Origin of the sequence: Lysinibacillus sp. OL1, from assembly GCF_004332175.1 — a bacterium.
GTDB classification, from domain to species: Bacteria; Bacillota; Bacilli; order Bacillales_A; family Planococcaceae; genus Lysinibacillus; species Lysinibacillus capsici.
Window position 1 is genome coordinate 63898 of sequence record NZ_SJDS01000003.1, and the last position, 14787, is coordinate 78684.

The 14787-nt window shown below is 36.6% G+C and carries 9 protein-coding genes; all 9 read left to right on the forward strand.

Annotated features, from left to right (window positions below; all coding sequences use genetic code 11):
* Window positions 1-7: 7 nt before the first annotated feature.
* A complete protein-coding gene (tig, locus tag EW028_RS07505; RefSeq protein WP_048395116.1) occupies window positions 8-1297 on the forward strand; it encodes a trigger factor in 1290 nt (429 codons plus the stop codon).
* Window positions 1298-1979: 682 nt separating this feature from the next.
* Window positions 1980-3251, forward strand: coding sequence for an ATP-dependent protease ATP-binding subunit ClpX (gene clpX, locus EW028_RS07510; RefSeq protein WP_036075657.1), 1272 nt, complete (start codon window positions 1980-1982; stop codon window positions 3249-3251).
* A gap of 229 nt (window positions 3252-3480) precedes the next feature.
* A complete protein-coding gene (gene lon / locus EW028_RS07515; RefSeq protein WP_048395119.1) occupies window positions 3481-5805 on the forward strand; it encodes an endopeptidase La in 2325 nt (774 codons plus the stop codon).
* Between the two features lie 4 nt (window positions 5806-5809).
* Window positions 5810-6391, forward strand: a complete 582-nt coding sequence (gene yihA, locus EW028_RS07520) for a ribosome biogenesis GTP-binding protein YihA/YsxC (protein ID WP_004226613.1) — start codon at window positions 5810-5812, stop codon at window positions 6389-6391.
* A 136-nt stretch (window positions 6392-6527) separates the two neighbouring features.
* On the forward strand, window positions 6528-6701 hold the full coding sequence (locus EW028_RS07525; RefSeq protein ID WP_131520467.1) for a YjfB family protein: 174 nt from the start codon (window positions 6528-6530) through the stop codon (window positions 6699-6701).
* A gap of 141 nt (window positions 6702-6842) precedes the next feature.
* Window positions 6843-8504: a hypothetical protein gene (locus EW028_RS07530; protein ID WP_131520468.1), complete on the forward strand. Its 1662-nt coding sequence runs from the start codon at window positions 6843-6845 to the stop codon at window positions 8502-8504.
* Between the two features lie 185 nt (window positions 8505-8689).
* Entirely contained in the window at window positions 8690-10138 is a 1449-nt protein-coding gene (locus EW028_RS07535) for an S-layer homology domain-containing protein (RefSeq protein WP_131520469.1), read from the forward strand.
* 18 nt (window positions 10139-10156) lie between these two features.
* Window positions 10157-13075, forward strand: a complete 2919-nt coding sequence (locus tag EW028_RS07540) for a vWA domain-containing protein (RefSeq protein ID WP_131520470.1) — start codon at window positions 10157-10159, stop codon at window positions 13073-13075.
* A gap of 197 nt (window positions 13076-13272) precedes the next feature.
* Window positions 13273-14637 carry a glutamyl-tRNA reductase gene (gene hemA, locus EW028_RS07545; RefSeq protein WP_048395129.1) on the forward strand — a complete coding sequence of 455 codons (1365 nt, stop codon included), beginning with the start codon at window positions 13273-13275 and terminating at the stop codon, window positions 14635-14637.
* The last annotated feature ends 150 nt before the right edge of the window (window positions 14638-14787 follow it).

The following is a 14787-nucleotide window of genomic DNA, read 5'->3' on the forward strand; positions in this document are numbered from 1 at the left end:
TTTATACATGTCAGCAAAATGGGAAAAACAAGAAGGTAATATCGGTACTCTTACAATCGAAGTACCTGCTGCAGAAATCGACGCAGCAATGGACCAAGCGTTCAAAAAAGTTGTAAAACAAATTAACGTACCAGGTTTCCGTAAAGGTAAAATGCCTCGTAAAATGTTTGAACAACGTTTTGGTATCGAATCTCTATACCAAGATGCATTAGAAATCATCGTTCCTGAATCTTATGCAAAAGCAATTGATGAAGCTGGAATTATGCCAGTTGATTACCCAGAAATCGCTGGTACAGAAAACTTTGTACACGGCCAAGATTTCACATTCACTGCACAAGTAACAGTGAAACCAGAACCAAAGCTAGGAGACTATAAAGGTCTAGAAGTATCTAAACTTCCAGTAGAAGTAACGGATGAAGAAGTAGATGCACAAATTCAAGATCAATTAGCTCGTAAAGCAGAGCTTGAAATCAAAGAAGACGAAGCAATCGTAGAAGGTGATACAGCTGTAATCGACTTCGAAGGTTTCGTTGGTGAAGAAGCTTTTGAAGGTGGTAAAGGTGAAGACTATCCACTAGAAATCGGTTCAGGTTCATTCATTCCAGGTTTTGAAGAGCAACTAGTTGGTGTTAAAGCTGGCGAATCGAAAGATGTTGTTGTTACATTCCCAGAAGAATATCATGCAGCTGAATTAGCTGGTAAAGAAGCTACTTTCAAAGTAACAGTGAAAGAAGTTAAAACAAAAGTTCTTCCTGAGTTAAATGATGAATTTGCAAAAGAATTAGATCCAGAAGTTGAAGGCGTTGAAGCTTTACGCGCTAAAATTAAAGAACAAACTGCAGCTCAAAAGGAAACAGAATCAGATGCAGCTCTTCGTGATGAGCTTGTAGAAAAAGCAGCTGAAAATGCTGATTTTGAAGTACCAGCAGGTATGATCAACTCTGAAACTGATCGTATGTTACAAGAATTTGGTCAACGTTTACAAATGCAAGGTATGAACCTAGACCTTTACTACCAATTCTCTGGTCAATCAGAAGAAGACTTACGTGGCCAAATGAAAGAAGAAGCTGAAAGCCGTGTGCGTGTATCATTAACACTTGAAGCAATCGCTGAAGCTGAAAAAATTGAAGCATCTGAAGCTGATATTGAAGCAGAATTAGAAAAAATGGCTGCTCAATTTAACATGACAAAAGATCAAATCACAAGTGCTTTAGGTGGAACAGCAGTACTTGAAAACGACATCAAAATCCAAAAAACAGTTGAATTTTTAGTAGAAAACGCTAAAATTACTGAATAAGATTTTGTGTAATTAGATAGCCCAAAAAAACAAGGTACGGCATTCATCCGTGCCTTGTTTTATCACATAAACTCTTAGCAATCAGTCCCCTTAACATTTAATTCACTTTATACTTCACTTATACATAGTATTGTTTTAGTTTTTATCTTCATTCAGCAGATGTTTTTGTATCCAAAGTATAATGTTAGGTACAAAAAACTCCCATCTCACATAGATGGCGAGCTGTAAGCCTTTTAACCTTTTTAGTGTGTGTTTAAACCACGACTGGATGAAGATAGTGCCTGCTGGCAGGCGTCAAGGATTTGTTGGAAGTCCGGACGCTATTAGAGTCAAGGCGAAATTGATACGATGCTAAACTTAACTTCATTCAGAAAGGTTCTAACTATATAAAATTTATTTTTTGATTGATATACCCTTGGTTGATGAATGTAGTAGATTTTATAAATAGAGATCAGTAGTTTGTAGTGTGTCGGAAGTGAATAAATGTAACTTTATAGCAGTATAAGGTGGCGAAGTAAGCAGGTTCCTATAGCATGCTTCGAAAGACAAATGAAGTAAAGTACATGACGATGCGTTATAATCTACACATGCATAATTACTGAGGCGTAAATGATGCAGACAATTTATTTGATAAAGGTTCAATAATCTTGTAAGATTGTTGCTTGAATAGGGGTGAAACATATTGTTCAAATTTAATGATGAAAAAGGCAATTTAAAATGCTCATTTTGTGGAAAACCACAAGAACAAGTGCGTAAATTAGTTGCAGGTCCAGGTGTTTATATTTGTGATGAATGTATCGAGCTTTGTTCAGAGATCGTTGTAGAGGAACTTGGTGTAGAAGAGGAAATCGAATTCCAAGATATTCCAAAACCGAAAGAAATCTTAACGATTTTAGATGAGTATGTAATTGGACAAGAGCGTGCTAAAAAAGCATTGGCAGTCGCAGTTTACAATCACTATAAACGTATCAATACGAATAGTAAAATTGATGATATTGAATTAGCAAAATCGAACATTGTGTTAATCGGCCCAACTGGTAGCGGTAAAACTTTATTAGCTCAAACGTTAGCACGTATTTTAAATGTTCCATTCGCTATTGCGGATGCTACCTCCTTAACTGAAGCAGGTTATGTTGGTGAGGACGTTGAAAATATTTTATTAAAGTTAATTCAATCAGCTGATTATGATATTGAACGCGCTGAAAAAGGGATTATCTATATTGATGAAATTGACAAGGTTGCACGTAAGTCGGAAAATCCATCTATTACACGAGATGTTTCCGGCGAAGGTGTTCAGCAGGCACTCCTAAAAATTCTTGAAGGAACAGTTGCAAGTGTTCCACCACAAGGAGGGCGAAAACATCCTCATCAAGAATTCTTACAGATCGATACAACCAATATTCTTTTCATTGTTGGCGGTGCATTTGATGGTATTGAAACCATCATTAAACGACGTCAGGGTGAAAAAGTAATAGGATTCGGTTCAGATCCGAATAAAGTAGATGTAGATGAAGGTTCTATCATGTCCAAGCTGATTCCTGAGGATTTATTGAAATTTGGTTTAATACCAGAGTTCATTGGTCGATTACCTGTACTTGCGAGTCTGGAGCAATTAAATGAAGCAGCACTAGTACAAATTTTAACAGAGCCGAAAAATGCACTAGCCAAGCAATATCAAAAAATGCTTGAATTAGATGGCGTTGAGCTTGAATTTGATGAAGATGCTCTTGTAGCAATTGCTAAGGAAGCAATTGAACGTAAAACAGGTGCGCGTGGTCTTCGTTCAATTATTGAGTCAACAATGCTTGATGTAATGTACGAATTACCTTCACGTGAAGACGTAAAAAAATGTATCATTACAGCAAAAACAATTACGGATAAAGAAAAACCGAAATTGCTTCTTGAAGATGGCACTGAACTCGATGAAGGTAGCGACACTAAAACTTCAGCATAATGAATAGACGTGGCTGTCTACCGTTGTGAGATAGAGAGTAATTAGCTGACTTCGATTGTGCAATATTCGCACATATCGACAGTCAGCTTTTTATTCATTCCTACATAAAGCAGCTGTAACTTGAAGAAATTTTTGGCTCGCTTCAATATCTAGTGTGAATCAACTTTTTAAACACATACTAGTAGCGCGGGATGTTAACATGAAAATTTTGACGGAGGTGAATGCCCGCATGGTGACAATACAAAAAACAACAAATGTACCATTATTGCCTTTGCGTGGACTTTTAGTATTCCCATCGATGGTGTTACATATTGATGTGGGTAGAAATCGTTCTGTAGCGGCGCTTGAGCAGGCAATGTTAGAGGACCAAATGATTTTATTGGTAACACAAAAAGAAATGCACGATGAACAACCTGAAGAGCAAGATTTGTATTCAGTTGGTACAATTGCTTATGTCAAACAAATGCTTAAATTACCGAATGGCACGTTACGTATCCTTGTAGAAGGAGTTGCTCGTGCAACGTGGAAAAACTATCGTGCGTTAGAGAAGTATACGGTTGTCGATATTGAGATTAAAGAGGAGTCAACAGAAAAAGATGTAGAAACACAAGCATTGATGCGGACATTGTTGACGTATTTTGAAAAATATGCTAAATCCTCCAATAAAATTACGACTGAGACGATCAATACTGTAACGGATATTGAAGAGCCTGGCCGTTTAGCAGATATTATTGCTTCTCATTTGCCGTTTAAAATTGCCGACAAGCAAGAAGTATTAGAAATGCTAAGCGTTAAAAAACGACTAGATCATTTAATTATTCGCTTGCATGATGAACAGGAAGTATTGGATCTAGAAAAGAAGATTAATTCCAAAGTAAAGCAGTCAATGGAGCGTACGCAAAAGGAATATTATTTACGTGAGCAAATGAAAGCTATTCAAACGGAGCTGGGAGATCGCGAAGGGAAAACTGGAGAAGTTGCAGAATTACGGAAGCGTATCGACGAAGCTGGTATGCCAGAAACAACAAAGGAAGCAGCACTGAAAGAATTAGATCGCTATGAAAAAATACCTGGAGCTAGTGCAGAAAGCGGTGTTATTCGCAATTATATTGATTGGCTTATATCGTTACCGTGGACAAATGCTACAGAGGATCGCATGAATATTGCCCATGCTGAAAATATTTTAAACCGAGATCATGATGGACTAGAAAAAGTCAAAGAACGTGTTCTAGAATATTTAGCAGTACGTCAGTTGAAAAATTCACTGCGAGGACCTATTTTATGCTTAGCAGGGCCTCCAGGTGTTGGTAAAACATCATTAGCTCGCTCCATTGCCGAAAGTTTAGATCGAAAGTTTATTCGTATTTCTTTAGGTGGTGTTCGAGATGAATCGGAAATTCGCGGACATCGACGTACGTATGTTGGTGCAATGCCAGGACGTATTATTCAAGGAATGAAAAAAGCAGGTACCATTAATCCAGTATTTTTATTAGATGAAATCGATAAAATGTCGAATGATTTTAGAGGTGACCCTGCAGCAGCTATGCTTGAAGTTTTAGACCCTGCACAGAATAATACATTTAGTGATCATTATATTGAGGAACCATATGATCTATCTAATGTGTTATTTATTGCAACTGCCAATGATTTAAGTAGCATCCCAGGACCATTATTAGATCGTATGGAAGTAATTTCTATTGCGGGCTATACTGAAATCGAGAAAGCTCAAATTACAAAAAATCATCTTATACCAAAGCAGTTGAAAGAGCATGGCTTGAAAAAAACACAAGTGGTAATCAAAGATGAAGCAGTCACTGATATTATACGTTATTATACTCGAGAAGCAGGAGTGCGTGGTTTAGAACGACAAATCGCTACGCTTTGCCGTAAAATTGCCAAAGTAATTGTATCTGGTGAGAAAAAACGCGTAACGGTTAGCTCAAAGTCATTACAAGATTTACTCGGTAAACATCGTTTCCGCTATGGACAGGCTGAAAAGGAAAATCAAGTGGGTGTCGCAACTGGACTTGCGTATACAACAGTTGGTGGAGATACATTACAAATTGAAGTTTCTTTAACGCCAGGTAAAGGGAAGTTGCAACTTACTGGTAAGCTTGGTGAAGTAATGAAGGAATCTGCTCAAACAGCATTATCCTATGTTCGTACGAAGATGGAACACCTTAATGTGGATGCAGAATTTTTTGATACTCATGATATTCATATCCATGTACCAGAAGGTGCTGTACCAAAAGATGGACCATCAGCTGGTATTACAATGGCAACAGCTATCGTTTCGGCTATTCTACATCGTCCGATTCGCCGCGAGGTAGGTATGACAGGTGAGATTACCTTGCGTGGCCGTGTATTGCCAATCGGCGGCTTAAAAGAAAAAACATTAAGCGCTCACCGTGCGGGATTAACGACAATCATTTGTCCTAAGGATAATGAACGTGATATAGAGGATATTCCTGATAGTGTACGTGAGCAACTAACATTTAAACTAGTGACATCGGCTGATGAAGTTTTAGCCTATGCGCTGGACGGAGGTTTTTAAAAAAATGAAAGTCCATAATGTCGAAATGGTCATTAGTGCGGTACGACCAGACCAATATCCAGAAGATGGACTGCCAGAATTTGCATTAGCGGGTCGTTCGAATGTAGGAAAGTCTTCCTTCATTAATCGAATGATCGGACGTAAAGCTTTAGCACGTATTTCATCTAAGCCTGGTAAAACACAAACCCTTAACTTTTATAAGATTGAAGAGCAGCTATTTTTTGTAGATGTTCCAGGGTATGGTTATGCAAAGGTTTCTAAAACAGAGCGTGAGGCATGGGGAAAAATGATCGAGCGCTATTTTACAGGACGTCAGGAGTTAAAAGCAGTCGTACAAATTATAGATTTGCGACATCCTCCAACAGCTGATGATCGTATGATGTATGATTTTTTAAAGCATTACAATATTCCTTGCATTGTCATTGCAACGAAGGCAGATAAAATTCCAAAAGGTAAATGGGATAAACATAAGAAAATTGTCAAAGAGACGCTGGAGTTGGAAAAAAGTGATCCTCTTATTGTCTTCTCTTCAGAAACGGGTCTTGGCTTTGAGGAAGCTTGGAAAACAATCGAAAATAAAATGTAATAAAAAACATCTATTGTATCTAAAGCGTTAGGACAATAGATGTTTTTGTATTTTCAGTCAAGGTGATGTAGAAATTTAGGGAAAATACTTGATGATGAAACTATTTGTCCGATAAATTAGAGAGGAGGTGGACTATATGGATATCGCAGCTTTATCGATGACAATGAACCAAGCAGCACTTATGCAAAATGTATCTTTAGCTGTTACGAAACAGACAATGGAAATGCAACAGCAAAATACAGAACAGTTAGTTGAAATGTTAGATGCTCCACATCCAACAGCCGGACATACAATTGATATTCAGATATGAAGTAGGAAAGTAGGTTGAAGTTAAAAGCTACCTCAACTTTTGTTTTAGAAATAAATTCAAGAAGGCCTAAAATGTAACTTTTCGAATAAGAAAAACTACCAATAATACGATATACTAATAATTAGTAAGGAGGCAGGTTTTTTGAAAAAATATTTTTACATACTGATGATTACGTTATTGATGATAGTTGGTTTTTCCTTTCATCAATCTGCTAAAGCTGCCCAACTAGTGACAGGGACATTTGTTGATGTAACGTTTTCAGAATATACGAAGCCAGATGGTACGATAGAAAAGCAACTTAGTAAAATAACTTTGGAAAATGATCGTGGGCGAACAGTAACGTTTAATATTAATAAAAATACTAGATTATATATTAATAATACGTCTACAACGATTGAGGGTTTTAAGATGGGGATGGAAGTCGAGGCTGAAATTTCTCTTAGAAGTGTTGTTGAACTTCGCGGCACCTCTCATACACCAACAGAAACAAATGTACCATCAACAGAAAGCAGTAACGGTAAAACAAATGCTGGTGTCGTAACGAGTATTGATCCAAATGGTTTATTTATCATGGTAAAACCAGATGTTGGCGCAGAAACGACATACTATTTAAACAAAGAAACCAATTATCAAAAAGGTTCTTCTGCAACAGATATTAGTGCATTATACGTAGGGGATCGCGTTAAATTAAGTTTCAAAAATAAAACTTCCTCAGTCATATCAAAGGTAGCTATCAGTGAAACAGGCACGCTCGTTGAAAACTTATATAAAGGTGAGATACAAGCGGTCAATCCTAATGCCAACAAACTTACCGTGAAAAATCAACATGCCTTTGTTAACTGGCAATTTGGCTCTCAAACAACAAATGATCTTTCAACTATGCCTTTTACTTCCAAAGTACCGATATATGTTGGGAATACGAAAGTTGAGAAAGGTCAGCTGAAAAATTATATAGGTAGCGAAGCATACTATGCGACCGTTAAACAATTTGGTAAGGAAGTAATCGAGAAAATTGTCGTATTGAAAAATAATGAAAGAACATATTACGAACCAATGCTGTCTGTTGATACAGATTACCAACTACTGAAACTGAAAACAGCAGGAACAATGTATTTCCACAATGGAACTATTTTAATTCGAAATGGACGATTAATTGAACCTACTGGTCTTATGGCATATGGTACTGCTTTTGTCGTGGCTGATGGTGCTACTCGTGATCACTATGCCCAAGTAATACAAGTTACAAGCGATAGCTTCATGTCACCTAATCTTGCAGGTCATGAATTATATTATGGACGCTTATCTCAAGCAGATGGATATGTAATTGAAATTGACGATGCGATGAAGATTGAATCAAATGTTTTCAAGAAAGCAGATCGTACTGTACTGTCAGTTAGTAATTCAACGAAAGCTATGGTAGATGACGGCAATAAAACATATAGTGTCATGCCAGATATTGAACTTTACTTATCTGAGGGAGATTATGGTTATTTCTATGTGAAAGAAGGCCATGTACAAGCTCTCCATATTCTAGACAAGGCTAAACCTGTTGCCCCACTAATGCTCGCAGGGAAACTACAGTCTGTGAAATCTACGTATCCTGCAGTCATTAATGTCAAGAGTGTTAGTCAATGGCAAAATGGACGTTGGTATGAAGCAGGTGAAATGGTTAATATGAATATTGACCAAGCGACACTGATTAAAGCAGGTAAGGTAATTCAAGCTTCTGACTTACAGCCATCTGATCGTTTAGTTGTATTATCAGATCGATTTGTTAAAGCTCATTTTATTTTGGTAGATTAGCATGAATAGTAAACTAAAAAAATCTGCGAGTCTTATGCGAATATGTTTCATAATCGAAAGATGAGGAAGTTACTTCGAATAGGCTAACTTGTGGATACATTAGCAAGATGAGTAGATTTTTTTAGTGATATTAGAAACAAGCTTCATTATGCACGCAAATGCACAGTGAAAGAGAGGAAAAGCGAATGCAAAAAAAATTATCTAAAATAATGTTTCTAGTCCTTGCTGTTTTTTTGATTGGAACAACTATTCCATTCAATGCATCAGCTGCTTCATTAGAAACAACAGGCGCTGTAAAAAACGAATATACATATGAAGAAGCTGTGTTCCTTTCAGGGACACCTGTTATTTTTAAAGGGACAAGTAAAGATATTAAAATTGCACAAAAAGAATCAAAAGGTAAATTAACTGAAACATATAACATGAAGTTAACAGCAAGCAATGGCGCTACATTGACAAGAAATATTGCCTATGAATCAGATGTAGTGGATTATGCAGTTCTTGGTCAAAAAACATCCAATGGTGAAGTGAAGAAATACACTGAAAAAATTACAATTGGCGCTATTACTTATTCCTTAGTCGATTATCAATTTTCACAAGGAACAGTTACTGATAATCGTGCAGCCTCTGATTATTACTCAGGAAATATTATTTCTAGAAAAACCTATGCTTTTGAAACAGGAAAAGGAAAAAATGCTGTTCAAAACACAGTCACAATTGAAACAGATAGTCGACATGCAGGCTATGAGAACTTTTGGGGTGCGACAGAAACTCAAATCACGGAATCTGTTTATTCCTATAGTGATGGTAAAACAAGTCATGTGAAAAATCGTCTATCTACAAGTAAATCACGTGTTTTAAATTATGAGGAAAATCTCGGTAGCTTAGGGAGTTTTGAAGGTGGATATGCAGTCGTAAGTGAAAAGGATGTTATTTCTGAATATACATACGACCTATCGTCAGGACAAAAAGGGACACTTGATTTAGATACAGAGTACATGCCGACAATTGAACGTCTTATCATTCCTAAATTCAGAGATTTAACAACCCATTACGCGAAAGAAGCAATTGAAAAACTTTATTCTCTAGGTATTTACTCAGATTCAAGTAACTTCTTTTCTCCTAATACACCAATGAAACGTATTGATTTTACGACGGCTATTGGTAAAGCGGTTGATTTACGTGTGTTTGAAGAAAAGAAATCAAAAAAGACACCTACTACAAGTGTTTTTAAAGACTTGAAGCGTTCTATCAAAGATTACGGTTATATTGAATCAGCGTTAAATAAAGGGATAATTAAAGGTGTATCAGCTGACTACTTTAAGCCAGATAATGCGATTAATCGCGCACAGGCTGCAACTATCTTTGTCCGTGCCTTAGGACTTGAAAATAGAGCACCTGATCCTGGTTACTTAACTAAATTTACAGATGACAAACAGATTCCAAATTATGCGAGAGATGGCATCTATATAGCGAATGAGCTTGGCTTAATGATTGGTGATGCTGCTGGTCGTTTTAATCCAAATAAACCGCTAACGCGTGCAGAGGCGTCAGTTGTTTTAGAACGATTCTTGAAATATTTAGAGGATGACTTAAAACAAAACTACCGTGATGACATATTGTTCTTTAACTAAAGAAAGGATGGAACAAAAATGACATATGTAAAAAAAGCATTGCTTGCTATGCTTTGCTTCATGCTTCTACTGATGACATCTACACCTACTGTTACGCAAGCAGCTACAACAATTAGAGATGTTCCAACAAATAGCAATAATTATAAAGCTATTTCATGGGCGGTTGATAATGACCTGATGTCCTTAAATAGTGCAAGTAACTTTTTACCAAATGATCAAGTGACAGATCGCGATCTTGTTCTGATGTTTGCCAAACTAGATCGTAACTATGCTTTATCTTATATTGATAGTGTTGCTTATAATTTCTATAGTGATTTTTATTTACCATTTAACGGTACACATGTAAATACGAATCGAACAAAAGCTGTAACACGTGGCCAATTTGCCCAAATTTACGCGGCTTTTAAAGGCTTAGATTTAGATGAGCCACAGGCAGTTCAATATTTATATTCAAATGATTTATCTACAAGCTCTACAGGCAAAAACACATTCGCTAGCTTTCATCCATCCACAAAATTAACAAGGGGTGATGTTGCTGTATTTTTCTATCGTGCTGTTCAAAATAGTACTTTCGCAGTACAAGGATTAAAACGTAGTCCAGCTGGTCGTGATAATGATAGCATTACATTACCGCCTGGTTTTATGGGATCTAGTAGTGCTGATTTTGAAGAGCCAAAGGATAATTCCAATGATTTTACTGGACCAAATAATGTTAATAATGCATTGCAGAGTATCGTGGTGGAAAAGCCTGATTTAATTGCAAATAATGTGGATACAACACTAGTTACGGTGTCTTTAAAGGCTTGTAATGGTGATCCTATCGCTGATGATAAATCCTATTCATTCCGCGTGAAAGCATCCTACGGAAATATTGTTGATACTTCAGGTGAAGCAGTTGACATTGTCCAATCGGATGGTTCAACTGTATCAGCTATAGTGGTAGCACCAAAACTAACTAAATCAGTACGTGATACAATAACTTTTGAACTGATTAATAATACGGACCCAGCAATGAAGTGTCTTGTTGGAGAGAAACTAAATGCAGAAGTGCGTTATGCACCACAGCCTGAATTGCGTATTGATTACCAAGTATACGACCCAGCAAATACAGATGATAATGGGAGCGTAATTCCTGAATTTCCGAAAAGTGAAGATATTCCAGAGTTCTTTACGCAAAACTTAATTGATGTTTATAGCCCAGTTCCTCTAGATTCTAATTCAGATAAAAAATTATTTAGTATTGGGCAGCAAACAAATGTGACGGACGTTTTAGGGAATGTGCAAAACATCTATTTGCGTTACGGTGGATCTGATCCTAAATATCCGGCATTAGGTTATGAAAATGCTATTCTTCAATTTGAAAACTATGATATTTCTGTTCACTTATTTGAGGAACTTTTAAAGACACGTTTTGAGAACTCTGTTACAACGCCAGCTAAAACGGAAATAATGTATTTAATTGCTGACGATGGTCGTCCTATTTATCGCGTTCAGGGCATTGATGATGATATTGCCTCACAGGTAGAGAACATTAATCCAGTCGGCGCCATTATTCAGCTTATGAAAGAAATGCCAGACGAAAAAGATTTAACATTAGAACATTATGACAGTGTTATGAAGATTTATTCGATCTTCACTAACTTAAGTAACTATGACCGCACGGTATTATTAAAATACCAAGGCGGTAAATTACTTGGACAAGTAGAGGCGTTTAAAAAACGAGTAGAGGCCCTAAAGGAAAGTGCGGATGCTGCATCAAGACCATCAGGAAAAGATCGTTATACAAAAGTAATGGTGACTTTAGTGCGTCCTGGTGGAGAGCCTATTACAGATTATCAAGGAACAGTCAAAATTAAGTATGACGGAGTAGAAAAAACAGCTTCATTCATTACGAACACTTCTGATCCATTAAATAATACAGGGAATCCAGGTACTGCTGTAGCCTACTTTGATTCAGTTATATATGGCAAATCTAAAGTGGAAGCAAGACTTGTCAATCCAATAGACCCTCGCTATGCAACGTCCTTGAAGGGTTTAAAAGATAAAACAGTGACGAAAGATATTTTTACGAATCCATACTTCAGTAAAAACTCTTGTTCTTTAGCAACAGAAATTGCCTATGTAGTGGATTATTCTTCTTCCATGAAGGCTGTTGATCCAACAAATTATCGTGGGAAGAAAATGATTGAACTAATCAATCAATTAAAGGCTAAAAATAACATAGTCATTGAAACCAATACAAAAGCGACAGTACTTGGAGAAGGTACAACAGAAAATGTGTTGAAAAAAGATCTTTATAAAGCATCGAAAGATAAGGGTGCAACCGATATTTTTGCAGGCATCGATATTGCTTTAACAAAATTCTCGAATGATTCGAAAACATCCAAAGCGATTGTCGTTGTATCTGATGGTAAAACAAGTAAATCAAAAATGACAAAAGTTATAAATGACGCGAAAAAGCAAGGTGTCAAAGTATACACAGTTAGTATGGGCAAAAAATCACAAGTAAATGACGCCACTTTAATGCAATTATCTTCAGAAACGGGCGGAACGTACTTCCATGCAATTGATAATTTGCAATTGCATCAAGTCTTCCAGAAGTTAATTGATACTATTTTATGTAAAACGCAAGCTTCAAGCTGTATCAATCCAGAAGATTTATTTGAAGAGACAAGTGTTTCGCTACGAAAAGGTTATATTACAATGAGTGCTCGAGTTGATGGTAACTGTCAAAACGTTGCGAAGATGAATGTACGTTTTAATTCAATCAGTGGGGATGTCCAGTTTGATTTGCAAAAGCGTAGTGATCAAGTGTATATGTTAACAAAAACTGTTCAAACTATGCAGGATTTTAAAGTCAATGATGAGATTGAGTTTATAGCATACGATAAAGATGGTAATATAATTGCAATAAAGAGTGTTACAATAACAAATTAATGAGAAAACTGCCTCCGATAATGGGGGCAGTTTTTTAATTTGAAACAACACGTATAATTTGTTACACTTAGTTTATAATAATTCTAATGTAGATGACGAATTACAGTTCTTCATGACATGTTCACAAATTATTGATGAACTCTTGTCGAACTGTGCTATAATGAGATTTGTGAATTAGAACGTGTGAGGTGTTATTCATGCATACCATCGTAGTAGGCTTGAATTATAAAACAGCGCCTGTTGAAATACGTGAGAAGTTATCATTCATTGAGAGTGAACTGCCACAAGCAATGGAAGCGCTGCAAAAGCAAAAAAGTATATTAGAGAACGTAATTGTTTCGACATGTAATCGTACAGAAATATATGCTGTTGTGGATCAATTGCATACTGGACGTCATTTTGTGAAACAATTTTTAGCCAACTGGTTTGATTTGCCTGTGGAGACATTTTCTTCGTATTTAACAATTCGTGAAGAAGATGAGGCAGTCGAACATTTATTTAAAGTGACAGCTGGAATCGATTCAATGGTTCTAGGTGAAACACAAATTTTAGGGCAAGTAAAAAAAAGCTTTTTAAGTGGACAAGAGATTGGCACAACAGGAACGGTATACAATCAGCTATTTAAGCAAGCAGTAACATTTGCAAAGCGTGCTCATAATGAAACAGCGATTGGTGAGAATGCGGTATCCGTTTCCTATGCGGCCGTAGAATTAGCAAAGAAAATTTTTGGCTCATTACAACGCAAGCATGTAGCTATTTTAGGTGCAGGAAAAATGGGGGAACTTGCAATTGAGAACCTTTACGGTAGTGGTGTAGGGAAAGTTACTGTCATTAACCGTACATTTGAAAAAGCAGAAAGCTTAGCAGCTAAATTCCATGGTGAAGCTAAATCAATGAAGGAATTACAATGTTCTTTGTTAGAAGCGGATATTTTAATTACTTCAACAGGTGCTACTGATTATGTTATTGATTACGAGCTAATGCAATTTGTGGAACGTTTACGTAAAGGAAAACCATTATTCATGGTAGATATAGCGGTTCCTCGTGATATTGACCCACGAGTTGGCGACCTACCAAATGTATTTCTATATGATATTGATGATTTACAAGGTATTGTCGAAGCGAACTTAGCAGAGCGTGAACGTGCTGCTGCTGATATTACTAATATGATTGGCGAAGAAGTTGTGCAATTTAAAGACTGGGTAGCTACTCTTGGGGTAGTGCCAGTCATCTCAGCATTACGTAAAAAAGCAAATCGTATTCAACAAGAGACTATGACAAGTATCGAAAATAAAATGCCAGATTTAACGGAACGTGAACGTAAAATTTTAAGCAAACATACAAAATCTATTATCAATCAATTGTTAAAAGAGCCAATCTTGCAAGCTAAAGAAATGGCTAATTCTCCAAAAGCAAATGAACAGTTACGTTTATTCCAACAAATTTTTGGTATAGAGGATGCTGTGGAAGCTGAAGTTCATGAGATGACAAAGCAAGAGCTTGAGCGCAAAGAACGCGCACAAGTATCTCAGACTTCTACTGAACCAAAGTACTCTTTCTAAATTATCTATTGCGCTCACGTAGAAAGCTGTGATTGTACATGGGTGTTACGCGCAATTGGATTTTCTACTGATATTACACGAGGCGTTTTCGTATCTGTATGGTAAACTAAGGATACGAAAACGTTTTTTTGTTTTCTATGCTAAAATAGT